This is a genomic window from Actinoplanes sp. NPDC051343, assembly GCF_044455125.1.
Taxonomy (GTDB): domain Bacteria; phylum Actinomycetota; class Actinomycetes; order Mycobacteriales; family Micromonosporaceae; genus Actinoplanes.
Window position 1 is genome coordinate 86,157 of record NZ_JBITEL010000012.1, and the last position, 24,149, is coordinate 110,305.

Here is a 24,149-nt window from a genome sequence, read left to right on the forward strand (position 1 = left end):
GACTCCGATTTCGGGCGCCCGTAAGCCGAAGTGGAAGATAAGCCGGTGGACCTGGCGTACTTGCGCGCGCACCCGGAGCACCTCCCGACATTTCTCACCCACCAGCGCATTCGCGAGACTCCGGTGGGCGGAGGAAGCGTGTCCGCGGCGAGCCGGTTGACGCTCGACGACGGCACCTCGATATTCGCGAAGACGTGGCCGTCCGGCTCGACGGCTCCGGAGGGATTCTTTGCTGCCGAAGCGGCCGGACTCCGGTGGTTGCGGTCGGCGGAGGCCATCGGCGTACCGGAGGTGCTGGTGGCCGTTCCGTCGATGATCGCGATGGAATGGATCGAGCCCGGTTCGCCGTCGCGGGCGGCGGCCGAGCGATTCGGACGGGAATTGGCGGCGTTGCATCGTTCCGGCGCGGATTCCTTCGGGGCCCCCTGTACCGGATTCATCGGGCCGTTGCCGCTGGACAACACTCTGACGACCGGATCGTGGGGCCCGTGGTTCGCCGAGCGCCGGCTCCGGCCGTACCTCAAGATTTCGGCCGATAGCGGCGCACTCACCGCAACCGACGTCGGGGTCCTCGACGGCATTCTCGAAAACCTTCTTTCGTACGCGGTGAGCGAGCCACCCAGCCGCACACACGGCGATTTGTGGCCGGGAAATGTCCTATGGGCGGCCGATGACCGTGCCTGGCTCGTCGATCCGGCGGCGCAGGGTGGCCATCGCGAGACCGATCTCGCCGAGTTGGCGTTGTTCGGCGGGATTCCGCATCTGGATGCGGTGCTCGGGGCTTATCAAGAGGTCTATCCGCTCGCCGACGGATGGCGGAAGCGCGTGCCCCTGCATCAGTTGCACCTATTGCTTGTGCACACGGCGGCGTTCGGCGGGGCCTACCGGGCAGCCGTGATGACGGCGGCCCGCGCCGCGTTTGCGGCCTGATACGGCGGTTTCCGGCCGCAAACGCTTCGTGGGGCGATATTCGGTCGTGACCTGGGGCAACGCAGGTTATCCACAAGCGCTGAACCGGCACGGGCATTCGATCGAGCCAGCGGATAGATTCGATCCATGAACGAGACACGATCAAGCGAGCAGGTGGCAGGGCCGCTCGCCGACCGGTTCGGTCGGGTCGCGACCGACCTGCGTGTCTCGCTGACCGACAGGTGCAATCTGCGCTGCACCTATTGCATGCCTGAGGAGGGTCTGGCCTGGCTGCCGCGCCAGCAGCAGCTGACCGACGACGAGGTCGTGCGCCTGGTGCGGGTCGCGGTCGAGCGGCTCGGCGTGACCGAGGTGCGGTTCACCGGGGGTGAGCCGCTGATCCGCCGGGGCCTCGTGGGCATCGTCGCGGCGACGGCTCAGTTGGCCCCGCGGCCTCGAGTGTCGATCACGACCAATGGCATCGGGCTCTCGCGGATCGCCGCTCCCCTGCGCGCGGCCGGGCTCGATCGGGTCAACGTCTCGCTCGACACGCTCGATCCGGCGCGATTCCTCTCTCTGACGCGGCGTGACCGGCACGACGACGTGCTGCACGGGCTACGCGCCGCCGCCTCCGCCGGGCTGACGCCCGTAAAGATCAACACCGTGCTGATGCGGGGCATCAACGAGGACGAGGCGCCGGCTCTGCTGCGCTTCGCTCTTTCGTACGGCTACCAGCTTCGATTCATCGAGCAGATGCCTCTGGACGCCCAGCACCGGTGGGACCGTCACACCATGGTCACCGCCGACGAGATCCTGGCCGCGCTGGCGCCCTTCGATCTTCGGCCCGATCCCGTTTCACGTGGAACGGCGCCGGCCGAGACCTGGCTCGTCCCGGGCCACGTCGATGCCGCCGGCGAACCGGCCCGGGTCGGCGTCATCGGCAGCGTGACCAGGCCCTTCTGCGGCGACTGCGCCCGCACCCGGCTGACCGCCGACGGCCAGGTGCGCAACTGCCTGTTCGCCACCGAAGAGAGCGACCTGCGGAAGCTGGTCCGCGACGGAGCAGCCGACGAGGAGATCGCCTCCGCTTGGCAGGCCGCCATGTGGGGCAAGCGCGCGGGCCACGGTATTGACGACCCGGCCTTCCTGCAGCCGGCTCGGCCCATGTCGGCGATCGGAGGATGATCGGAGGATGAGCGTGCTGACGGTCCGCTACTTCGCAGGGGCCCGAGCCGCCGCCGGCGTACCGGCCGAGACCACATCGGCGGCCACCCTCGACGAACTGGTGCACTCGCTGACCGACCTGCACGGCGAGCGGCTGGGGGTCGTACTCAAGGCGGCGAGCTTCCTGGTCGACGGTCTCGCCTGCCACGACCGGCACGCGGCACTGCCGAGCGAAGCAACCGTCGACGTGCTGCCGCCTTTCGCAGGCGGCTAACCCCGGAACGCACCGGGCGGCGGCTGACCCCGGAACGCACCGGGCGGCGGCTGACTCCGGAACGCACCGGGCGGCGGCTGACCGCGGAACGCACCGGGCGGCGGCTGGCCGCGGAACGCACCGGGCTTGCGCAGTTGCGCGGCATCGGGCACGTGGCATCTGTCATCTGCTCGAGCTGATGAACGCCCTGTCCGTCGACGGCGCCCGGTTGCGCCGAGGTCCTGGCCGGCGGCCAAAGATCTGGGTTGTGTTGAGCGCGCCTGCGGTGAGAGGCGGACCTTCCTTGAACAGATCCGGCCTCTAACGGATCAGGCCGAGGTGACCGGCCGCGGCCCAGAGAGCCTCAACGCTTCCGGCACTGCGGCGACCCGCTGAGCCTCCGGCTAGGGATGCTGCTGACTCGGGTTCCGGGCCATCGCCGGGAGCTGCCCGGGCGGCCACTCGCGGATCGGCCTGGACGTCATCCGTCCTGAGTAAGTCCGCTAGGCCACAGCCGCGGTCTGGTCACGGCCGATAACAACCGCCGGCGCCACGGGCCGTGTTCAAGGACGATGAGGCCCCAGCGAACCGGGGGCGCGCGAATCTGCTGTCGGGCGGCGAGCGGCAGCCTCAGCCGTCGGAGCCGGAGCCGGAGCCCTACACGATCGCGACGTAGGCGCCGGCCAAGGAAATGACTGCGCGACCTGGCCATCAGCTGGAAAGGTAGCGTCACCGGAGCCGGAGCCGGAGCCGGAACCGGAACGGGGAGACGACGGGAGTGGTCTTGGCGGGGTTCGTCGCGGTGATTGTTGTGGTGGACCTGGCCGTTCACTTCTACCTCTGGAAGCGGCTTGTCCGGGACGTTACCCGGCCGGGGTGGCGGCGCACGGCCGGCACTGTCGTCGCGGCTGGGCTGGCCGTACTCGTGCCGGTGACCGTGGGGGCCACGCGCGGTGGGCATCTGTGGTGGCTGGCCTGGCCGGGCTACGTGTGGATCGGGCTGATGTTCTATCTGCTCGTGGCGCTCGTTCCGCTCGAGGTGCCGCGCCTGGCGCTGGTGCTGTTGTGGCGCCCCACGTCGCGTACATCCGAAGCCGCGGAAACGCTGAGCCGGCGGCAAGCCATCGCCCGCGGAGCGGCGATCGTCGCCGGTCTCACCGCGGCCGGGACGACCGGCTATGGGATGCGGACCGCGCTCGGCCCGCCGCGGCTGCAACGGGTCCAGATGCCGCTGGCCAAACTGCCCCGCAGCATGGACGGCCTGCGGCTGGCCATCGTCTCCGACATCCACCTCGGCCCGCTCGCCAGGACCCACCACGTCGGACGGATCGTCGACCTGATCAATTCGGTGACGGCGGACATCGTGTGCGTCGTCGGTGATCTGGTTGACGGCAGCGTGGCGGAACTCGGCAAATTTGCTGAGCCGCTGAGGGGCATCGAGAGTAGACAGGGTGCCTACTTCGTGACCGGCAATCACGAGTACTACTCGGGGTTCGCGCCGTGGATCGACGAGGTGGCTTCGCTCGGGGTGCGGCCGCTGCGGAACGAGCGGGTGGAGATCGGGGGGCTGGATCTGGCTGGGGTGAACGATCTCGGTGGCGCGCAGTACGGCGACGGCCCCGATTTCGCCAAGGCGCTGGGCGATCGCGACCCGAGCCGGCCGGTGGTCCTGATGGCGCACCAGCCGGTGGTGGCCCGCCAGGCGGCACCCTTCGGGGTCGACCTTCAAGTTTCCGGGCACACCCATGGTGGTCAGATGGCACCGTTCAACCTGGTGGTCAAGCTGCAGCAGCCGGTCGTTTCCGGCTTCGGGCGGGTGGACGGGGTGCCGGTCTTCGTCACCAACGGCGCCGGATTCTGGGGACCGCCGCTGCGCGTGGGTGCGCCGCCGCAGGTCACGGTCATGGACCTGCGAAGCAGCTAGCACATCAAGATCCGTAAGTTTGTTAGCGCGTGGCGATTCGTGACAGCACCGGAGGGCGTGACAGGATGCAGCGCGTGCCCTCGGACAACACGGGGTCCTCGGTCGCCGCGGACACATACGTCGCGGATCTGCACATCCACTCCCGGTTCTCCCGGGCCTGTAGCCGAGATCTGACCCTGCCGAATCTGTCCTGGTGGGCGCGGCGCAAGGGCATCGCGCTGCTCGGCACCGGCGACTTCACGCACCCGGCCTGGTTCGACCACCTGCGCGAAAACCTCGTCGGCGCGGGCGACGGGCTCTACCGGCTGAAGGACGAGGGCGAGGTCACCAAGCGCCTCCCCGGCTCGCTGCAGACGGCGACGCCGGCGACCTTCATGCTGAGCGTCGAGATCTCGACCATCTACAAGCGAGACGACCGCACCCGCAAGGTCCACCACCTTATCTACATGCCGGATTTCGAGGCGGCGACCCGGTTCAACACCGCGCTCGGCCGCATCGGCAACCTGACCGCGGACGGCCGTCCGATCCTCGGCCTCGACTCCCGCGATCTGCTCGAGATCGCTCTCGAGTCGGGTGGCTACCTGGTGCCGGCCCACATCTGGACGCCCTGGTTCTCGGCGCTCGGCTCGAAGTCGGGCTTCGACGCGATCGCCGACTGCTACGCCGACCTGGCCGAGCACATCACCGCGGTCGAGACCGGCCTGTCCAGCGACCCGGCGATGAACTGGCGGGTCTCCAGCCTCGACCCCTACCGCCTGGTGTCGAACTCGGACGCCCACTCGCCGGCCGCGCTGGCCCGCGAGGCGACGCTGTTCACCGGCGTGCCCGGCTACGAGGCGGTCAGGAACGGGATCGGCCTGGGCGGCACGCTCGAGTTCTTCCCGGAAGAGGGCAAATACCACGCCGACGGGCACCGGGCGTGCGGCGTGAACTGGGAGCCGGCCGTCACCCGGGAACACGGCGGACGCTGCCCGGAGTGCGGCAAGCCGCTGACCGTCGGCGTGCTGAGCCGGGTCGAGGACCTCGCCGACCGGCCGGCCGAGTTCCACCGGGACGCCCACGTCGAGCACCTGATCCAGCTGCACGAGATCCTCGGCGAGATCAACGGCGTCGGCCCGAAGTCGAAAACCGTGGAGATGCAGCTCAATCACCTGGTCGCGACGCTGGGGCCGGAGCTCGACATCCTCCGGAAGATCCCGCTCGACGCGATCGGCCAGGCCGGCGGCGACGACATCAAAGAGGCGATCACCCGGCTGCGGCGGGGCGATGTCCGGCGCATCGCCGGCTACGACGGCGAGTACGGCGTGATCACCCTCTTCGAGCCAGGCGAGTTGCGACGCAGCAACCACCAGGTCGAGGCACTGTTCGATCTGCCGCAGCAGCGTAAGCCCGAGCCGCCCGCCATCGGCCGCGCCCAAGTACCGAAAAAGACGATGAAGCCGGCCAAGTCGGCACCGCCGCTGCCACCGCCGCCCAGCCCCCACGAGCCGTTCGAACCCATGCTGAGCGGGATGGAAGAGGTCGGCACCGGCCTGCTCGACCGCCTCGACGCCATGCAGCGGGTCGCGGCCAGCGCCCCCGGCGGCCCCCTGCTCATCGTCGCCGGACCGGGCACGGGCAAGACCCGCACGCTCACCCACCGCATCGCCTACCTCTGCGCCGAACTGGGCGTCTTCCCGCACCGCTGCCTGGCCATCACGTTCACCCGGCGGGCCGCGGCCGAACTTCAGGAACGCCTCGACGCTCTGCTCGGCGACGTCGCCGAGGACATCACGGTCGGCACCTTCCACTCCGTCGGCCTGCAGATCCTGCGCGACAACGCCAAGGCGGCCGGCCTCGGCCCGCACTGGCGGATCGCCGAGGAGAAGGAGCGGGCCGAGGCTCGCGACCAGGCGGGCGACGACGATGCGGCGTACACGAAGCTGCTCCGGCAGCAGGACCTGGTCGACCTCGACGATCTGATCGCCGTCCCGGTCGCCCTGCTCCGCGACGATCCGGCGCTGGTCGAGAAGTACCGCAAGGAATGGCAGTGGATCTTCGTCGACGAGTACCAGGACGTCGACGAGACCCAGTACGAACTGCTGCGCCTGCTCAGCCCGGCCGACGGCAACCTGTGCGCGATCGGCGACCCGGACCAGGCGATCTACTCGTTCCGCGGCGCCGACGTGCGCTACTTCCTGCGCTTCAACCAGGACTTCATTCAGGCCCGGCTGGTGCGGCTGACCCGCAACTACCGCTCGTCGGCCCCGATCCTGGCCGCCGCGGTGCAGGCCATCGCCCCCTCCACCCTGGTCAACGGACGCCGCCTCGACCCGGCCCGGCTCGACCCGGAATCGCCGCTGGTCGGGCGCTACGCCGCGGGCAGCGTGGCCGACGAGGCCGACTTCGTGGTCCGCACGATCGACGACCTGGTCGGCGGGCTCTCGCACCGGTCCCTCGACTCGGGCCGGGTCGATTCCCGCTCGGTCGCCGTGCACAACCTGTCGTTCTCCGACATCGCGGTCCTCTACCGCACCGACGCCCAGTCCGGGCCGATCGTCGAAGCGCTTTCCCGGGCCGGCGTGCCGGTGCAGAAACGCTCGCACAACCGGCTCCGCGACCGCGCCGGTGTGCCGGTCATCGCCCGCGAGTTGCGGCACGCGGACGGCCTCGGCGGCTCGCTCGGCGCCCGGGTCAAGCTGACCGCGCAGGTGCTCGCTCAGCGCTACTCGACTCCGACCCTGGACGCCGAGCAACTCGCCCCGGACGACATCTGGACCGCGGCCGACCTGCTCATGCCGCTGGCCCAGCGGTTCCACGACGACCTGCCCGGGTTCCTGGAAGAGATCGCGACCGGCGCCGAAGTGGATGCGCTCGACCAGCGCGCCGAGGCGGTCAACCTGCTCACGTTGCACGCCGCCAAGGGCCTGGAGTTCCCGGTCGTCTTCCTGGTCGGCTGCGAGGACGGACTGCTGCCGCTGCGCTGGCCCGGTTCGCCACCGAGCGACGACGAGATCGCCGAGGAGCGCCGCCTCTTCTTCGTCGGGCTCACCCGCGCCCAGGACCGGCTCTTCGTCTCGCACACGGCCCGCCGGTTCCGGCACGGCAGCGAGCGCGAGCAGTCGCCGACCCCGTTCCTCAACGTGATCGACTCGGGCCTCTTCGAGCGGCTCGGCGACCCGGTGCCCTCGCGACCGAAGGACCGCCAGCTCAGGCTGTTGTAAGCCCGAGCAGGGCCCCGGCGAGCAGGGCCGGACCGAAGGGCAGCGGGCGCTTGCCGTCCGCCCGGCGGGTGACCAGCAAGAACACCGCGATCGGACCATTGATCAGGTGCGGCGTCAGCACACCGGCGAGCACCGCCGGCCAGCCGGCGAAACCCAGGATCAACCCCAGGACGGCGGCCAGCTTCACATCGCCGAGGCCCAGGCCGTCGGGGGAAAGCCCGGCGAGGATCCCGTACGCGGCGAGCACCGCACCACCAGCAAGCAGGGCCGTTCCCGCCTTTTCCGGCGCGAGGGCGGCCAGTGGAAGGCCGGCGGTGACGGCGAGCGCGGCGACCAGCCGGTCGGGCAGGCGCCGGCAGCGCAGGTCGATCAGGGCCAGGAGCAGGGCGGGTACCGCCGCGAGCAGGAGGACCGGCAGTCGCGGGGACGGCCCGAGGCGCACCGCCAGGACGGCGGCGGTGGCGGCGCCGGTCGACGTGGTGAGGAGAAACCCCCGGGTGCACGGGCAGGCGGCCCCGGCGCGTACCCATCCCGCAAGCCCGGCCGGAAACGGCCGTGAGCAGGCCGCACAGGCCGACCGGGGCGGAGCCCCGAAGCGGACGGCGAGCCGATGAGCGGGACGCGGGAGAAAGCCGGCGGTTGCGGCGCCGAACACGGCGGCAAAGATCACGAGGAGTAGTGACACGGACGAGGAACGTAGCGGTCGCGCGAGCGTGGCGAGGGTCGCGTTGCCGACAGCAGCGGCGATTCCAGGCGCTGTCCGGTCGTAGCAGCACGCTACGGTGACTACCAGCAACTCGGCCCCGGAGGATTCGCCGATGTCCCAGAACGGCCCGTTCCCCGGTCCATCGTGGCCGGGCGGGAGCTCCGACGACGAGCCCTACCGGGAGCCCGCCGATCCCTGGGGCGAGCACGCGGTGGCCGATCCGTCGTGGCCGGCGACCCCGCCGCCGATTCCGCACCAGTCGGCATCTTCTTTCCACAGTGCGCCGCGGTCCGACCCGTCCCCGCCCGCACCGTGGGGCGCGCCGCCCCGGCGTAACACCCCGATCGTGGCGCTGGTCGTCGTGCTCGGCCTGCTGATCGTGGCCGGCCTGGGCGCAATCGGCTGGCTGGTCAAGGAACGGCTGGCGGCCAAGACCGGTGCCCAGCCCAAGCCGTCGGCGTCGACCTCGGCCACCACACCGGCCACCGTGCAGGGCAGCGAAGACGCGCGGTTCGCGACCGCCGGGCAGTGCGTGCAGAACATGGGCAGCGAGTCGCAGCCCGACATGCGCAAGTCGGTGTGCACAAGCGGCACCTACCGCGTGCTGCGTGTGGTCAAGGGCCGGACCAGCGGGGCGAAGGACGCCGAGTCCAAGTGCTCCAAGGTCACGGGCTACACCAACTGGTTCTACTACGACAGCGACCTCGACGATCTCGACCTGGTGCTGTGCCTGAAGAAGCAGTAGGCCTATCTAGCCGTTTCTACGATCAGAGCTAGATATCCGTAGAGGTGTATCGAATAGCAAACTCTAGCTTTTCCGCTAGACAGCCCGATACTGTGCTACGTCATGGATCCGGTGCGCAACCCGTACGCCCCCGGCGCCGGTCAGCGCCCACCCGAACTGGCCGGGCGCGACCGCGAACTGGACGCGTTCGAGGTCGTCCTCGAACGGATCGCCCGCGGCCGGCCGGAGCGCAGCCTCGTGCTGACCGGCCTGCGCGGCGTCGGCAAGACCGTCCTGCTCAACACCCTGCGCTCGGCCGCGATCGGCCGGCTCTGGGGCACCGGCAAGATCGAGGCCCGGCCGGACCAGTCGCTGCGCCGCCCGGTCTCGGCCGCGCTGCACATGGCGATCCGCGAACTGGCACCCCACCACCGAGACCCGGACCGGGTCGACGACGTGCTCGCGGTGCTCAAGGCGTTCGCCCTGCGGGCCAACGACAGCACCTCCAAGCTGCGCGACCGCTGGGCGCCCGGCATCGACGTGCAAGCCGCCCGCGGCCGGGCCGACTCCGGCGACATCGAGATCGACCTGGTCGAACTGTTCACCGACGCCGCCTCGCTCGCCACCGACGTCGGCACCGGCATCGCGCTGTTCATCGACGAGATGCAGGACCTCGGACCGGCCGACGTCTCCGCGCTGTGCGCGGCGTGCCACGAGTTGTCGCAGCTCGGGGCGCCGCTGATCGTGGTCGGGGCCGGGCTGCCGCACCTTCCGGCGGTGCTGTCGGCGGCCAAGTCGTACTCGGAGCGGCTCTTCCGCTACCAGCGCATCGACCGGCTCGACCGGATCGCGGCCGACCTCGCCCTCGGCGCACCGGCCCAGCGCGAGGGAGTCGAATACGAGGCGAAGGCACTCGACCTGCTCTACGAGAAGTCGGGTGGCTATCCGTACTTCGTGCAGGCGTACGGGAAGGCGACCTGGGACCACGCGCCGCAGACCCCGGTGACCGACGCCGACGTGCGGGTGGCCGCGCCCGAGGCCGAAGCCGAACTGGCGGTCGGCTTCTTCGGGTCGCGGTTCGAGCGGGCCACCCCGGCCGAGCGCGAATACATGCGGGCGATGGCCACGCTCTCCGGCGACCCCGGCAACGACATGGACGCCGCGGTGCCCACCTCCGAGATCGCCACCGCGCTCGGGCGCAAGCCGGCCAGCCTCTCCCCGGCCCGCGACGCCCTGATCAAGAAGGGGCTGATCTACTCCGGCGAGCGGGGCACGGTCGCGTTCACCGTGCCGCACTTCGGCCGATACCTGCGCACCCAACCGGTGTGACGCTTCCGCGGCGGGTATAACCAGATCCATGAAGCCCGTACGCACCGCAGCCCGCGTCATGCTCTCCGCGATCTTCGTGTCGAGCGGAGTCCGCATCCTGCTCAACCCGGAATCGAAGGTCGAGGCGGCCCGCCGGGTCACCGACCGGATCGGGCCGAGACTGGAAAAGATCAATCCACGCATCCCGACCGACGCCCGCACGCTGGTCCGCGCCAAGGCGGCCAGTGACGTGGTGGCCGGTCTGGCGCTGGCCACCGGGCGGTTCAGCCGGCCGGCGGCGGCGATGCTGGCCGCCGGTCTCGTGCCGACGACGTTCGCCGGGCATCCGTTCTGGGCCGGCGACACCCCGCAGCAGCGGGCCGAGATGCAGACGCACTTTCTCAAGAACCTGGGCATGCTCGGCGGGCTGCTGCTCGCGGCGGCGGACACCGAGGGCCGGCCGGGTCTGCGCTACCGGACCGGGCACGCGGTCGACCGGGCCGGACATGCGGTCGACCGGGCCGGGCACGCGGTTGACCGGGCCGTCGGCCGGTCGCAGCGCTCGGTGCGGCGCGCGGTGAAAACGGCTCGTCGTGAGGCGAAAATCGCCGCGATCTCGGCCGCGGCTGCCCGGAAGATCCCCGGCTGACACCTTTTCGTCCCGTTTGCGTTAGAGCGGACGAGGGGCTGCACCCTCTAAGCTCGCTTCCGCACGCCCGCGGGCGTGCCCGGAGGACGAGAGCGACGGGGGTCGCGCCATGCCGGCAATCGGGGAACGCACGCGGACTACCGGGTCCGTCGTGGTGGGGCTGGCCTGCCTCGGCGCGATCTCGGCGGTGGCCACCTATCTGCACCGGTACGGGCTCAGTGGCCTCCGGGTCGATCGCGACGCGCTACGCGGCTGGTGGTCCGGGGATGGGCTCTACGCGTACCGCTCGGAAATCGCCCGAATGGGCACCGCGCAACCACCGGTGGCCGCGGTCCTGCTGCTCATCGTGGTTTTTGTCCCGCTGCCGCTGGCCGGCAGCCTCCTCGGCCTGGCCGGGGTGGCAGCCCTGATCCTGGCCCTGATCGCGCTGGTCGGCCCGGTCGCCCGTCGCTACGCCAAGCCCCGATGGCCGACCGTCCTGATCGCCGGCAGCCTGGCCCTGATCGCCGAGCCGGTACGCACCACGATCGGCTACGGCCGCCTCGACCTGATCCTGTTCGGCCTGGTCACCGCCGACGTGGTCGCCCTCCGCCGCAGCGCCTGGGCGCGCAGCCGGGCCGCCTGGTGGCCGGGCCGCACCGCCTCCCAGCCCCCGCGCGGACGCCACCCGGCCGACCTTCTCCGCCGTGCCTGGGCGACCGGCGCCTGGGCGGGCGTGGGCACCGGCATCGCCACCGCGCTCGCGGTCAGCCCGATCCTGTTCATCGCCTACCTGGCCGTGACCCGGCAGTGGCGGGCCGCCACCACCGCGCTGGCCACCGCGGCCGCGCTGGTGACCGGCGGCCTGCTGATCGCGCCGCAGGCCAGCGCCGACTGGTTCGGCAGCGCCCTGCTCCAGGTCGACCGCTCGGGCCCGATCGGCGCCCAGGTCAATCAGTCCCTGGCCGGAGCGCTGACCCGGCTGTACGCCTCCGACACGATCCCGGTGCTGATCTGGGTCGCGTTCGCCGGGCTGCTGATCGCGATGGGGATGATCCGCGCCCGGGCGGCCCACACCGACGGCGACGAGATCGCGGCGTTCACCCTGGTCGGCCTCACCAGCGCGGCGATCGGCCCGGTAACACACACGCACGAGCTGATCTGGGTGCTGCCGGCCGTCCTGATCCTCCTCGACGCGGCCGCCCGCCGCCACCTCTCGGAAAGGCGCCGCCGCCGGCGTCCCGGCCTGGGCCATGCCATCGCCGCCGTCGTGGTCTACCTGGTCGTCACGCTGCCCTCGACCTGGACGGCGAGCTGGAACGCGGAGCTCCTGACCCTGATCGTGCTGCTCAACGCGTTGCCCTGGCGGCCCGGCGTGGCACCGGCCTTCCCGATCAACCGCTGGCCCCGGCAGGTCAGACGTTCTCCCGCCATCCCTGGACCTAGGGGCAGTTGACCCACTCGTCGGTGCCGTCGTCGAAAAGCTGGTGCTTCCAGATCGGCAGGCGGGCCTTGGCCTCGTCGACCAGCCGGGCGCACGCCACGAAGGCGGCCGCCCGGTGGGCCGTGCTGACCGCCGCGACCAGGGCGACATCGCCGATCCGCAGGCTGCCGACCCGGTGCGACACGGCGACCGCATAGACGTCGGGGCCGGCCGCAATCTCCTCGGCGACCTCCCGTAGCACCTTCTCGGCCGTCGGGTGGCCCTCATAGTCGAGCCGAACCACCGACCGCCCGTGATCGTGGTCGCGCACCACGCCCTGGAACGAGACGACCGCACCGGCCCGCCGCTCGGCGACCGCCTGCTCGTGCGCGCCGAGTTCAAGCTCCTCGTCGACGACCTGAACGAGCACAACCACGCCGCCGATCCCGCCCACAGCGGTCCCGTTGGTTTCGGGTCGCTGCTCACGGCCGCTCTGGACCTCCCGGCCGTTGCCGGGCCGCCCGTGGCCGCTCTCAGCCTCCCGGCCGCTCGGCGCCTCCCAGCCGTCGCCGGGCCGCCCGCGGCCGCTCTCAGCCTCCCGGCCGCTCGGCGCCTCCCAGCCGTCGCCGGGCCGCTCGTAGGCGCTCTCGGCCGGAAGCCCGCTCACGGCCGCTCTCCCGGCATCAGCGGCAGCGGCAGGAACGGCACTTCGTCGCCGGCCGCAGCCGCGGTGTCCGGTCGAACAACCGCAAAGCCGTGCGCATTGGACAACCCGCGCAGCATCGCCGAGCCGACGTGCCCGACCGGCGTCACCGACCGTCCCAGCTGGTCTCGTCGGGCCAGGGCGAGATGGGTGAACGAGCCCCGCCCCGGCACCGCCGCACTGACCGTGACAGTCGGCAGCGGCGGCAACTCCCGGCCCTGGAGCCCCGCGAGCAGCGGCGCGACCAACGTGATCAGGGCGATCACCGCGGACTGCGGATTGCCCGGCAGGCCGGCCAGGAAGCGCCATCGGCCGTCGGTGCCGGGCACCCGGGCCAGCAGCATCGGGAAGCCGGGGCGGACGGCGACGGTGTTGACCACGTATTCCGCGCCGAGTTCGGCCAGCGTGGGGTGCAGGTGGTCGACCGGCCCGTGCATCGTGCCGCCGGTCGTGCAGACCAGGTCGGCCGTCTCCAGGGCGCTCCGGACCGCCTCGAGGTGCGCGTCGAGCGTGTCGTGGACCGGTCCGGCCGCCGGACCGACCGTCGCGCCGTAGCGCCGCAACCAGCCTGGCACCTGCGGGCCGAGCGAGTCGCGCACCCGGCCCGCGCCGGGCGTGCCCGCGGTGAGCAGTTCGTCGCCGAACACCAGCACGGTGGCGCGCGGCACCGCGCGTACGGTCAAGGTCTCATAACCACAGGTCGCGGCAACCCCGATGACCGCCGGATCGATCGCGGCCCCGGCCGGAAGCAGCATTTCGTCCTTGTGCGCCTCTTCGCCCGGCAGACGCCACTCGGGAAGGTCGCGCGGCTTGCCGCTGACCCGGCCGTCGGCGTCTCTTGTGGACTCCTCGACCCGGACGAGGGCGTCGGCACCGGCCGGCACCATCGCGCCGGTCGCGATCTCGACGCAGGTGCCGGTCTCGTCGAGCGGTGGAGCGACGCCACCGGCCAGGACCCGGCCGACCGGCCGCCACGGCTGCGGGCCGCGCACCGCCCAGCCGTCGATGCTCGAGGTGGGGAAGGCCGGCAGGTCGGTCAGCGCGCGCAGCGGCTCGGCAAGGGTGCGGCCGTCGGCTTCGGCGAGCGAGATCACCTCGGCCGGCCCGGCGGCGGCGCGCCCGGCCTCGTAGGCCAGCGTGCGGGCCCGGTCCCACGCGACCGGCAGGTCGTCAGCGCTCACCGGGCCGAGCCTACTCAGCTTCGGGCATGCGGGGATGATCCCCACCGCGTATCTGATCGACGGTGTGCCGGAGCAGCGGGCCGAGAACCGCGAGACCGTCCTTGGCTCCGCCGGTCGACCCGGGCAGGTTGACGATCAGGGTGCGGCCGGCGACGCCGGCCAGGCCTCGCGACAGGGCCGCGGCGGGTACGCGGTCGCGGGAGTACGCCCGGATCGCCTCGGCAATGCCCGGGATCTCGAAGTCAAGCACGCCCCGGGTCGCCTCGGGGGTCCGGTCGGTCGGGGTGACTCCGGTGCCGCCGCTGGTCAGGACGACATCGATGCCGTCGGCGACCGCGGCACGTAACGCCTCGGCAACCGGTTCGCCGTCGTGGACCACCACCGAGTCGTCCTCGACCGAACAGCCGAGGTCGCGCAGCCCGGCGACCAGGCGGGGGCCGCTGGTGTCGGCGTAGACACCGGTGGCCGCCCGGTTGCTCGCGACGATCACTCGCGCCTGGATCGTCATGGCCGCTCCTCGGGTCGAACCCACAGTCCGGTCTTGCCGCCTTCCTTGCGCAACACCCGCACCGCGTCGAGGCTCGCGGCCGGATCGACCGCCTTGATCATGTCGATCAGGGCCAGTCCGGCGGTGGCGACCGCGGTCAGTGCCTCCATTTCCACCCCCGTGCGGTCCGCAGTCTTCGTAGTTGCGGTAATCTCGACGTTCTCGTCGGTCAGTGTGAGTTCGACTACTACCCCGTGCAGCCCGATCGGGTGGCACAGGGGAATCAGGTCGGGAGTGCGCTTCGCGCCCATGATCCCGGCAAGTCGGGCAACAGCCAACGCATCCCCCTTGGGCAATGCGTCACCGCGTAGTAACTCAATGACATCGGCACTGGTCATCACGCGTCCGGCCGCAATAGCCAGGCGCGGGGTAACGGTTTTTGCCGATACGTCCACCATGCGGGCGGCGCCGGCCTCGTCAACGTGAGTGAGCGGGGATTCGTCGGGCATAACGGGAGTTTATAGAAACCACCCAGGCGACGTGCGTTAGCGCAATGCCGGAGGAGCGCTCAGAATTTAGTGGCCCTGCTTTAACGATCTTTCAATAAGCACCGAACACCGATCGCCTGCGGGTAGATCGGCCACTGCTTTGCGTCATTCACACAATACTCTCCGCGATTTGGACAGGTCCGGTCAAAAGAACACACCACAAATGCAGAGCGTTCTGATGCAGAAACACTCGGTAGTCACAAGCCGGGCCTTTCTCGCTTTCTGCGCAAACTGACAGCAAAGGGTATGCACGCCTCGGATCAGCTCATAACGTTCTCCCCGTCGCGACACAAACGGGAAGTCCAACGGCGCAACGGGACCGCTTCGGCGGAGCGCCAACAAGACGAATAAGGAGAACGCAATGCGTATCTGGGACTGCGCTATGCGTAGCATCGGCTGGGAGTAGGCAGGTGCGCCCGACGGCCTGACAGTCATAAGCTGTAGCGGGACCAACACTGATGGTTTATCCGCTCGCAGCTAGGAAAAGTCGGGTGACACCTCAACGGACCTCAAGCGACGACGTGACCGAGAGACGCCTCTGGCTTCTCATCGGTCTCGTCGTCGTTGTGGCATCGACCGTGGTCGCCGGCTCAGTGATGTACGTCCTGGGCGCCAAGCAGGTCATGCCGAGCCCCGCGCTCCTGATCGGCTTCGTCCTCTTCATGGCATTCGCCAGTCGCATGATGGTGTGGATCAGGCTGCCCTCCGGCAAGATCACCTCGGGCTGGAGCGAGCTCGCGATCATCATCGGCCTGGTCCTGCTGCCACCGCCCTGGATCGTGCTCGGGACGGTCCTGGCGGTCACGGTGCCGAAGTTCTTCGTCAGCACCACGACACAGCGGATCCTCTTCGCCGTCGGCAAGGAGACCCTCCTGGCCGCGGCCGGCGGTGTCGTTTTCCTGTTCAGTGGCTATCAGCCCAATCCGGACAGGCCCTCGGTCCACATCGGTTTGATCGCCGCCGCGCTCGGCACGATGCTGGTCGTCGACGAGCTGATCGCGAGCCCGGTGCTCGCCGTGGCCACCCACCGGTCGGTCTGGCAGATGCTCGTACTCAACTTCCGGCTGAGCATCGTGACCGTGATCAGCCACTTCGTGCTCGCCATCCTGGTCGTCAGCATTCTCAGCTCGTCCGGCGATCTGCGGCTGCTGTGGGTCGTGCCACCCATGATGCTGTGCATCTATTTCTGGCAGACCGGTCACGAGCGCGGCCGGCAGGAACGGGAGTCCTGGCAGCGACTGGCCGACACGACGGACGAACTCAACGTCGTGAATCTCGACGAAGTGCTGCACTCGGCGGTAATGCGGGCGTCACAACTATTTGCGGCCGTTCAAGCCGAAATACGACTACCGGCCGACAGTCGCTCCGTTCAAGGATCCAGCAACAAAATCTCGCGTGACGGTTCAATCGATGGCGAAGTCGGCTCGGCCGACAATATCCTCACCACGGAGCTTTCCGGTCACGACGGCAACGAGCCCATCGGTTCACTCAGCATTTACTTCGACGGCCCGGCCCGGCTCACCGAGTCGGAGATGTTCAAGATGAAGGCGTTCAGCTCGGCGCTCTATACCGCAATCCGCAATGCCAAGGCATATGCGGAGCTCGCCCGGATAGCCGACGCGAATGCGCACGCCGCCACCCACGACCCGCTGACCGGACTCCCCAACCGGCGTCAGCTCTACGAACACGCCGACCGGCTGTTCCGCAGCGGCCACGACGAGGGCCTGTTCGCGCTGCTGCTGATCGACCTCAACCACTTCAAAGAGGTCAACGACACCCTCGGGCACGGCGCCGGCGACAAGGTGCTGCAGACGGTGGCCGCCCACCTGCGCGACGCGGCGACGCCCAGCGACCTCGTCGCCCGGCTCGGCGGCGACGAGTTCGCGGTGCTGCTCGGCGACCTGCCCACCCCCGCCCTGGCCACCCACCGGGCCGAGGCGCTGCTCTCGGCGCTCGAGATCGGGGTCGAGGTCGAAGGCATGCAGATCGTCGTCGAGGCGGCCGGCGGCATCGCCCTGGCCCCCGGCAGCGGCGGCATCGACGAGCTGATGCGGCGGGCCGACGTCGCGATGTACCAGGCCAAGCGGGCCGGCGAGCAGACCATGACGTACGTGCACTCGCGCGACACCGCCGACGTCGGCCGCCTGATGCTCGGCGGCGAACTGCGGCGTGCCGTCTCCGAGCAGGAGTTCGTCGTCGACTTCCAGCCGATCGTCGACCTCGGCACCGGCGAGGTGATCTCGGCCGAGGCGCTGGCCCGCTGGCACCACCCCGAGCACGGGCCACTCACGCCGATCCAGTTCCTCGAGACCGTCGAACGCTCGGGCCAGCTGCCCGCCTTCGCCGACGCGGTGCTCAACCAGGCGCTGACCGCGGCCGGCGTGTGGCGCGAAGCCGGCTTCGACATGCCGATCGCGGTCAACGTGTCGCCGCGCAGCCTGCTCGACCCGACCTTCCCGCGCACCGTGCTGGGCCGCCTCGAGCACTACAACCTCCCGGCCGGCCGGCTCGTCCTCGAACTCACCGAGACCCTCACGATCAGCCAGCTCGACGTCGTCGGGCGAGCCCTGGCCGAGCTGCGCGAGGCCGGCGTGCGCCTGGCCCTCGACGACTTCGGCACCGGCCTCACCCCGCTCTCCGTCCTCTCCCGCATCCCGGTGCACCAACTCAAGATCGACCGCGAGTTCGTGACCGCGATCGAGACCTCCTCCGAGGCCGCCGCGGTGATCCGGTCGACCGTCGACCTGGCCCGCAACCTGCACCTCACGGTCATCGCCGAAGGCGTCGAGAGCGAGCCCCAGCGGCACGCGCTGTGGGAGTCAGGCTGCGTCGCCGGCCAGGGCCACCTGTTCGCGCGGGCGATGTCGTCGCCGCGGCTGCTGGCCACGCTGCAGCGCGGGACGGGCGGACGGCCGGGCACGCTGGCCGCCGCACTGCACGACGAGGGCTCTGTCGTCCGCATGCCCCGCCGCAGGTCGCCGGGCTCGGGCCGCAAGCCTCTGCCACACTTGCCCGCGTGACCAACCGCGCCGGCCGACTGCTCACACGCATCGACCGGTCCGGCGGCGGCCTCACGGCCGACCTCTTCCTGTACGCGTTGTCGGCCGCCTTCGCACTCCTCACCGCCCGCACGTCGACGCTGCTGCCCCACCGGGCCTGGGGCGCGATCGCGTTCTGGGCCTACCTGGCGGCAACGCTGATCACGCTCGCGCAGTTCATGACCCGGCGCCGCCCCCGCGTGGCACTTACCTGGCTCACCTGGCTCTCCGCGTGCCTGCTGCCGCTGGTCGTCGAGGCGGTGCAACGAGCGGGCGGCCGCACCGACCGCGCACAGGAGGAGGTGCTGGTCGTCGAACGCATGGGCGACCGCCTGCTGCACACCGGATCCCCCTACCTGGGGCGGGACGCGATCCTCGCCCTGCCGGCCGACGAGCGGCTCGGCGCCTACAGCCCCTACCAGCCGGGGATGGCGGTGTTCGGGCTGCCGCGGGCGGCGTTCGGCGATTTCTGGTGGACCGACGCGCGGGTCTGGTTCGCGGTGGTGACGGCGGGCGCCCTGATCATCGCGGTCCGGCTGCTACCTCGGTCGCCGCTGCGCGTACGAGCGATCCAGGTCGCGACGGTCTTCCCGATCTGCGCACTGACCCTGGCCACCGGCGGCGACGACCTGCCGGTGCTGGCGTTGTGCCTGCTCGGGCTGGCCCTCGTCGGCGTCGGCAGCTACGGCTGGGCGGGCGTCGCAATCGGAGCGGCCGGGGCGATGAAGCCGTTCGCGTTCCCGGTGATCGCGGTGCTGGTCGCGTTGGCAGTCGCCCGGTGGCTACGACCCGTTCCAGACCCCGCCAAACTCGACGCCCCAGCCGCCGACCGCCAGGCTCTCGCCGATCACCCGGTTCCGGCCGGCAGCATCCCGGAAGCCGGCGACTCCCGCACGGCCAGCGCGGTCCCCGCGCCCGGTGACGTCCCGGCCAGCGATTTCCCGGCGGGCGAAGGTGTCGCCGCGGGCGGAGGTGTCGCTGGTCGTCCCGCGGCGAGTCCCCGGTGGGCGTGGCGGTTGGTGGCCGGAGCGGTCGGGCTGCCGATTGTCGTGCTCCTCCCGCCGGCGTTGGTGGGGTGGGACGGGTTCGTCGAGAACGTGCTGCGATTTCCGCTCGGGCACGGTGTTGTCGAGAGTCCGGCGCAGTCGCCGTTCCCGGGCTATCTGATCGCTCAGCACCTGCCCGCCGGGCACTATCTGGCCACGGGACTGCTGGTTGCGGTGGCGGCGGCTTTCGGCGTACGTCTGCTGCGCAAGCCACCGCGGACCGCAACCGCGGCCGCCCTGCTCAGTGGCCTCGGCCTGCTTGCCGCGATCTTGTTGATGCCGACGACCCGGTTCGGCTATCTGCTCTATCCGGCCGCGTTCCTCATATGGGCGCCGGCTCTCAGGAGTCACACAGCTGCGCGAGCCCCACAGGGTGATGCCGCCTTGTACCGTCAGTGAGATGCAAATGACCTGTCCGAAGTGTCACGGCGAGATGCGCGTCTACGAGCGCAGCGGCGTCACGGTGGATCAGTGCACCGAGTGCCGTGGGATCTTCCTCGACCGTGGTGAGCTCGAAAAACTGTTCGAGGCCGAGTCGAGCTGGAACAGCCGGCAGGCCTCTCCGCCGCGCCCGCAGCAGCCGAGCGGCTATACCCCGCCGCCCCCGCCCGCCCCCGGCTATCCGTCACCCGGTGTGCAGCCGGGCTATCCCGCGCCGGGCGTCCCGCACTACGGGCCGGGCTATGCGCAGCAGCCGGCCTACGGGCATCACGGCCACTACCGCCAACATGGCCACTACCGGCAGCACGGGCACTACCGGAAGCGGCGCGGTTTCCTGCACGACCTCTTCGACTGACCGACCGACCCCGAGCGCGAGCCGAGATGCCGAGCGCGACCCGGGATACAAGCGCGACCTCGGCGCCGAACTCAGCCTCGATGCCGAAACTCGGCCCGATGTCGCGCTCGCCGATGATGTCGGGCTCGGCGGTTCGCAGATCTCAGCCGACCGCCGGGCCCGACGACGCGCGGCTCAGCCAGTCGCACGCCACCCCGGTCACCAGGTGCCGTCGTCGTGGATGCGGGCGGCCGGGCCGTCTCCGGCAAGCAGGCTGACCAGCGCCTCGTCGATCGACGACCCGACGAACCACTCGCCGCCCTGGTCGAGCACGAACACCCGGCCCCGCTCGTCGACCGCCACGATCGCGTCTGGGCCCTCCGTGCCGATCGGGAAGAGGGGCACGCCGATCACCTCGGCGAGTTCGTCGAGCGGGCTCACCGCGTACGCCCCAAGCGTGGGATCAATCGTCAGCAACCGGACCGCCCGGCGCAACCCCGCGCCTCGCCGCCCGCACCGCACGCCCGCGAACTCGGCGGCGATGCGGCGCGCGGCCGCGAAGGGACGCAGCCGGTCGCCGCTCAACTCCACCGCGCGGCCGATCACCGCGTCGCCGATCGTCGGGTTTGCGCTGGTCCAGCCGCCGCCGGCGAGGGTGCGCGCCACCTCGTGCGGGAAGCGGCCCGGCTGCGGAATGCGGTCGGAGCCGTGCCGCCACTCGGTCGTGAGGGCGAGGTCGGACCAGGGCAGCAACGCGAAGTCGACAAGCGCGCCGATGCACGTCTCGCAGGGCCGGACCGGGCGGCCGCCGGCCGGATTGCCGGTTTCGCGCACCAGGTAGACCGCGAACTCCGCCTCCCGCAGCCAGGCGCGCGCGTCGTCGAGGGTGATCGGGGCGGACGCCGAATGCAGCGCCTCGGAGAGCACGATCAACTCGGCATGTCGCTCGGTGCCGCGGACTCGCACGCTTTCGTCCACAGTGCTCAGATAGCGCGCGATCAGCGGATGATGGCTGATCTGCTGATCACCTTTGGCGCCCTGGGCGCGGAAGAGCCGGCCGTCGACGGTCAGATGCGCGACCGAGCCGGGGCTCGGGCTCCGACGGGCGGCGCGGCGGATTGCCGCGGCGGCTTCGACCGTACGCGGGGGAGCCGGCCGACGACCGCGATAGCAGGTCGCGAGGTCGTCGAGCGGGATGCCCGGCCAGGTCGAGAGCACGCCGGTCTCCCGGTCGATCACCGTGCGGGCGCCGTCGCCGGGCACGGCCAGGATCGTGGCCGGCTGCCGGGTCCCGATGGCGAACCCGAGGTCGAATTCGTCGAGCACCGGCTCGCATTCGTATCCCCGCTGGTCGGACTCGCTGCGCGCCCACCGCGCGGCGATCCGCTCGGCTTCCGCTCGAGTGATCACTGTGGACTCCTGTTCGTTCGCGCTACGAAGTTACCGGAGTACGCAACGTTGCGAACCTCGGTATTGTCACCACGTTCGATGGCGGCGAACAGGAGTGACATCGTGTCTGAAACAGCGGATCGTGACGCCAACCGGGCGTTACGTGATCGGTTGTCCGACGTCTACGGGCAATACGAGCAGGTTCGGACCCATCTCGACGAGCTTCCGCGGCGTCTGGCCTCGATGCAGGTCAGCGCGGCCTCGCCGGACGGGCTGGTGCAGGCGACGGTCGGGTCGCGAGGCCAGTTGATCGACCTGCGGATCGACCACGAGGGCTACCGGCGGGTCGACGCGGACGATCTCGCCCGGGCGATCGTGGCTACCGTCCGCAGTGCCACCGAACGCACGGCGGGTGAGGTCGAGACGCTACTGGACGGATATCTCCCGCCAGATTCTGGGACGCTGCGGTTCCTGCGCGATAACGATTTCGCATCGCTGACCGGTCGCGCCGACTCGATCATGAGGTCCGATGGTGACCGGGGCGATGGGTGAGAAGCAGAAGCGCGCGGCGGCCGCCCGAGCGGTGAACGGCGCCCGCGACCTGGCCACGGCGGGCCAGATGATGACCGGGCAGCGAGCCGGCCCGGGCGCGCAGATCGAGAAGGCGGCCGCCGAATGCCCGTGGGGCGACGAGGCGTTCGACCGGCGCTACGCGGCGATTCAGCAGCAGGTACTCGACGCGTGGGAGCAGCTGGCGGCCTATGTGGAGAGTCTCGGCGACGCCGCCGAGCGATCCGCTGCCGAGGCGCTGCGATCATGACCTTGCCCCTGATGGACGGCCCGTCGTGGGCCCACTCGGCGATGACCGAGGTGCTGGGTGACCGCTGGCCGTCCGGCGACGAGGCAGCCGTCTGGGACATCGCCGACCGCTGGTACGCGCTGGCCGACGCCCTCTCCGTCCCCCGCACGTCGGCCATCGCCGCGGCCGGTCAGATCGTCGCCGGACTGGTCGGGGCGGGCATCGCGCCCGATGGCTTCCGCGAGGCCTGGGAACGACTCGCGGGCGGCGAGGACGCGCCGCTCAACGCCCTCGTGCAGATCTCGGCCGAGCTGGGCCAGATGGTCGAGGAATGCGGCCGCGAGATCGAGGCGGCCAAGCTGGCGGCGTCGATCGAGGTCGGCACCCTCCTGACCGAACTGGCCTGCCTGGCCGTAGCCGACGAACTCACCCTGGGCGCCACCCGCCCGGCCGCCGAATGCCTGATCACGGCCAGCCGAGTCGCGGTCGAGCAGATCTACGACCGCCTGGCCGCCCGCCTCGCCGGCGAACCGGCCACCCGCCAGCCGACGCCCGACCCGGCCCACTCGGCAAGATCCGACCAGCGCACGGTCCGCCTGACCGCACCGGCCACCGGGGAAACGCGGCGCCCGAGCCGCCCGACCGCACCCGCCGCGACCAACCCGGCTACCGGGGAGACGCGGCGCCCGGGCCGCCCGACCGCACCCGCCGCGACCAACCCGGCTACCGGGGAGACGCGGCGCCCGGGCCACTTGACCGCACCCACCACGACCAGCCTGGGCGCCGGGGAGACGCGGCGCTCGGGTCCGAGCGAGCCGCCGCGCGACGACAGCGGGACCACCACGCGCCGGCTGGCCCCGCGGCCCCGCGGCGGCCGGCGGGACCTCGGCGACGAGACGCGGCGGCTGGTGGCGCCCCCCTCACGGCCGGCCACCGGGCGGCCGACGATCCCCCTGCAGCGCCCGGCGGGTCACGCTTCAGATCGCGTACGCCGTGACGAGTACGCCGACTTCCTCGCCGACTTGGCCGCCCGGATCCGATCCCACCTCGACCTCGGGGGCGAGGACCGGGCGCTGGCCGCCTACGCCGACGAGATGGACGCCGAGGCCTCCCAGCTTCGGACCGGCACCGATGGGCCATCGTCGACCATCGGGCCGGCCCGGGTTCATCCCCACGCCGACACGCCCCCCGGATGGGCGCGACCGGAACCCCCGCAGGATGCCGCCTTGGGCTGGACCGGGGCGCGGGTGTGGGGACGATCTGCGGAGGAGCAGACTCCGGGCGGGCTCCGGCGGGCTCATGCCGTACATCGGAAAGCGCTCGAAGACGCCGTGCCGGCGGCGGACCGCCGGCCGGACCCCCGACTGGGTGGCTGGTTTTTGCTGCTCAATGCCGGTGGGCCGGCCGAGGACCCGACCCGCGGGGTGAATTGTCTGGATGCCGTGCTGGCGCTGTTCGAGACCTATCAGCGTGGCCGCCCGCGGGTGGCCGGGCCGCGAACGTTCGACGGCTATGCGCACGATGCGCCTGATCGGGCGGTCGGCGGGGAGTGGCTGGGGGTGCGGCGGATTCAGCGGGCCGCGCGGTCGACATTTCAAAACCTGTGCCCGTTTGTCGGCGGGGCGTCGGCCGGGCAGGCCGCGGCGGCGGTCGAGGCGGCGTTCCGGAACCTCGGTAATCACCTGCACAACTCGGAGCACGGGGCGTTCGCGTTCATCCTCACCGACTTCGCCGGCGGCGGATGCCACGCCTGGGCGGCCGTCAACCAGGACGGCACGATCCTCTTCCTCGACCCGCAGCTGGGCCGCGTGTCGGCCGAGACGCCGCTCTACCGGCAGATCGTTTCGATGGACGCGCTGGTCGTGGACGGCGCCGGCGAGCCGGCACCGCTGCCCTACCACGGTGCCGGGCAGTGGACCGCGATCTAGCGTCTCGTCCTGT

At 70.9% G+C, this 24,149-nt stretch carries 21 protein-coding genes; 15 read left to right on the top strand and 6 right to left on the bottom strand.

Annotation, left to right across the window (positions count from 1 at the left end; translation table 11 throughout):
- Positions 1–45: 45 nt before the first annotated feature.
- The 5 genes from ACIA5C_RS34255 (at position 46) to ACIA5C_RS34275 (ending at position 7,453) form a co-directional block, all read left to right on the top strand.
- Complete coding sequence (locus ACIA5C_RS34255; RefSeq protein WP_396062471.1) at positions 46–930, top strand: fructosamine kinase family protein; 885 nt, start codon at positions 46–48, stop codon at positions 928–930.
- Positions 931–1,056: 126 nt separating this feature from the next.
- Positions 1,057–2,094 (top strand): GTP 3',8-cyclase MoaA, encoded by a 1,038-nt coding sequence (gene moaA / locus ACIA5C_RS34260; RefSeq protein WP_396062473.1) that lies wholly within the window; start codon positions 1,057–1,059, stop codon positions 2,092–2,094.
- Between the two features lie 7 nt (positions 2,095–2,101).
- Positions 2,102–2,347 carry a MoaD/ThiS family protein gene (locus ACIA5C_RS34265; RefSeq protein ID WP_396062475.1) on the top strand — a complete coding sequence of 82 codons (246 nt, stop codon included), beginning with the start codon at positions 2,102–2,104 and terminating at the stop codon, positions 2,345–2,347.
- A gap of 763 nt (positions 2,348–3,110) precedes the next feature.
- Entirely contained in the window at positions 3,111–4,250 is a 1,140-nt protein-coding gene (locus ACIA5C_RS34270; protein WP_396062477.1) for a metallophosphoesterase, read from the top strand.
- 65 nt (positions 4,251–4,315) lie between these two features.
- Complete coding sequence (locus ACIA5C_RS34275; protein ID WP_396062479.1) at positions 4,316–7,453, top strand: UvrD-helicase domain-containing protein; 3,138 nt, start codon at positions 4,316–4,318, stop codon at positions 7,451–7,453.
- On the opposite strand, the gene ACIA5C_RS34280 is transcribed toward ACIA5C_RS34275, so the two are convergent.
- A complete protein-coding gene (locus tag ACIA5C_RS34280; RefSeq protein WP_396062481.1) occupies positions 7,440–8,138 on the bottom strand; it encodes a prepilin peptidase in 699 nt (232 codons plus the stop codon). The two genes, ACIA5C_RS34275 and ACIA5C_RS34280, sit on opposite strands and share 14 nt — an antisense overlap.
- Positions 8,139–8,271: 133 nt before the next feature.
- On the opposite strand from ACIA5C_RS34280, the gene ACIA5C_RS34285 reads away from it, so the two are divergent.
- The 4 genes from ACIA5C_RS34285 (at position 8,272) to ACIA5C_RS34300 (ending at position 12,275) form a co-directional block, all read left to right on the top strand.
- On the top strand, positions 8,272–8,904 hold the full coding sequence (locus ACIA5C_RS34285) for a hypothetical protein (protein ID WP_396062483.1): 633 nt from the start codon (positions 8,272–8,274) through the stop codon (positions 8,902–8,904).
- Positions 8,905–9,006: 102 nt separating this feature from the next.
- Positions 9,007–10,212, top strand: coding sequence for an AAA family ATPase (locus ACIA5C_RS34290; protein ID WP_396062485.1), 1,206 nt, complete (start codon positions 9,007–9,009; stop codon positions 10,210–10,212).
- Positions 10,213–10,240: 28 nt separating this feature from the next.
- Complete coding sequence (locus ACIA5C_RS34295; protein ID WP_396062487.1) at positions 10,241–10,840, top strand: DoxX family protein; 600 nt, start codon at positions 10,241–10,243, stop codon at positions 10,838–10,840.
- A gap of 109 nt (positions 10,841–10,949) precedes the next feature.
- Complete coding sequence (locus ACIA5C_RS34300; protein ID WP_396062489.1) at positions 10,950–12,275, top strand: glycosyltransferase 87 family protein; 1,326 nt, start codon at positions 10,950–10,952, stop codon at positions 12,273–12,275.
- Here the strand turns inward: ACIA5C_RS34300 and ACIA5C_RS34305 are convergent.
- From ACIA5C_RS34305 to moaC, 4 genes are all read right to left on the bottom strand, one after another.
- Positions 12,262–12,687 (bottom strand): molybdenum cofactor biosynthesis protein MoaE, encoded by a 426-nt coding sequence (locus tag ACIA5C_RS34305; protein ID WP_396062898.1) that lies wholly within the window; start codon positions 12,685–12,687, stop codon positions 12,262–12,264. The genes ACIA5C_RS34300 and ACIA5C_RS34305 overlap by 14 nt on opposite strands.
- Before the next feature lie 218 nt (positions 12,688–12,905).
- Positions 12,906–14,126: a molybdopterin molybdotransferase MoeA gene (locus ACIA5C_RS34310; protein ID WP_396062491.1), complete on the bottom strand. Its 1,221-nt coding sequence runs from the start codon at positions 14,124–14,126 to the stop codon at positions 12,906–12,908.
- A gap of 10 nt (positions 14,127–14,136) precedes the next feature.
- On the bottom strand, positions 14,137–14,634 hold the full coding sequence (locus tag ACIA5C_RS34315) for a molybdenum cofactor biosynthesis protein B (RefSeq protein WP_396062493.1): 498 nt from the start codon (positions 14,632–14,634) through the stop codon (positions 14,137–14,139).
- The gene (gene moaC, locus ACIA5C_RS34320; RefSeq protein WP_396062495.1) at positions 14,631–15,122 is read right to left on the bottom strand and encodes a cyclic pyranopterin monophosphate synthase MoaC; all 492 of its coding nucleotides are present in this window, start codon (positions 15,120–15,122) and stop codon (positions 14,631–14,633) included. Before moaC ends, ACIA5C_RS34315 begins: the two co-directional genes overlap by 4 nt.
- A gap of 497 nt (positions 15,123–15,619) precedes the next feature.
- Here moaC and ACIA5C_RS34325 point away from each other — a divergent pair, with 497 nt between their 5' ends.
- The 3 genes from ACIA5C_RS34325 to ACIA5C_RS34335 are packed head-to-tail and all read left to right on the top strand — an operon-like array spanning position 15,620 to position 20,041.
- Positions 15,620–18,181 carry a putative bifunctional diguanylate cyclase/phosphodiesterase gene (locus ACIA5C_RS34325; protein ID WP_396062497.1) on the top strand — a complete coding sequence of 854 codons (2,562 nt, stop codon included), beginning with the start codon at positions 15,620–15,622 and terminating at the stop codon, positions 18,179–18,181.
- Complete coding sequence (locus tag ACIA5C_RS34330; RefSeq protein WP_396062499.1) at positions 18,178–19,644, top strand: glycosyltransferase 87 family protein; 1,467 nt, start codon at positions 18,178–18,180, stop codon at positions 19,642–19,644. The genes ACIA5C_RS34325 and ACIA5C_RS34330 overlap by 4 nt, the downstream gene beginning before the upstream one ends.
- Before the next feature lies 1 nt (position 19,645).
- Entirely contained in the window at positions 19,646–20,041 is a 396-nt protein-coding gene (locus tag ACIA5C_RS34335; RefSeq protein ID WP_396062501.1) for a zf-TFIIB domain-containing protein, read from the top strand.
- A 198-nt stretch (positions 20,042–20,239) separates the two neighbouring features.
- Here the strand turns inward: ACIA5C_RS34335 and ACIA5C_RS34340 are convergent, their stop codons facing one another.
- A complete protein-coding gene (locus ACIA5C_RS34340; RefSeq protein ID WP_396062503.1) occupies positions 20,240–21,430 on the bottom strand; it encodes an SUKH-3 domain-containing protein in 1,191 nt (396 codons plus the stop codon).
- A gap of 102 nt (positions 21,431–21,532) precedes the next feature.
- Here ACIA5C_RS34340 and ACIA5C_RS34345 point away from each other — a divergent pair, with 102 nt between their 5' ends.
- The 3 genes from ACIA5C_RS34345 to ACIA5C_RS34355 are packed head-to-tail and all read left to right on the top strand — an operon-like array spanning position 21,533 to position 24,136.
- A complete protein-coding gene (locus ACIA5C_RS34345) occupies positions 21,533–21,961 on the top strand; it encodes a YbaB/EbfC family nucleoid-associated protein (RefSeq protein WP_396062505.1) in 429 nt (142 codons plus the stop codon).
- Positions 21,954–22,229, top strand: a complete 276-nt coding sequence (locus ACIA5C_RS34350; protein WP_396062507.1) for a hypothetical protein — start codon at positions 21,954–21,956, stop codon at positions 22,227–22,229. Before ACIA5C_RS34345 ends, ACIA5C_RS34350 begins: the two co-directional genes overlap by 8 nt.
- On the top strand, positions 22,226–24,136 hold the full coding sequence (locus ACIA5C_RS34355; RefSeq protein WP_396062509.1) for a toxin glutamine deamidase domain-containing protein: 1,911 nt from the start codon (positions 22,226–22,228) through the stop codon (positions 24,134–24,136). The genes ACIA5C_RS34350 and ACIA5C_RS34355 overlap by 4 nt, the downstream gene beginning before the upstream one ends.
- Positions 24,137–24,149: the final 13 nt, after the last annotated feature.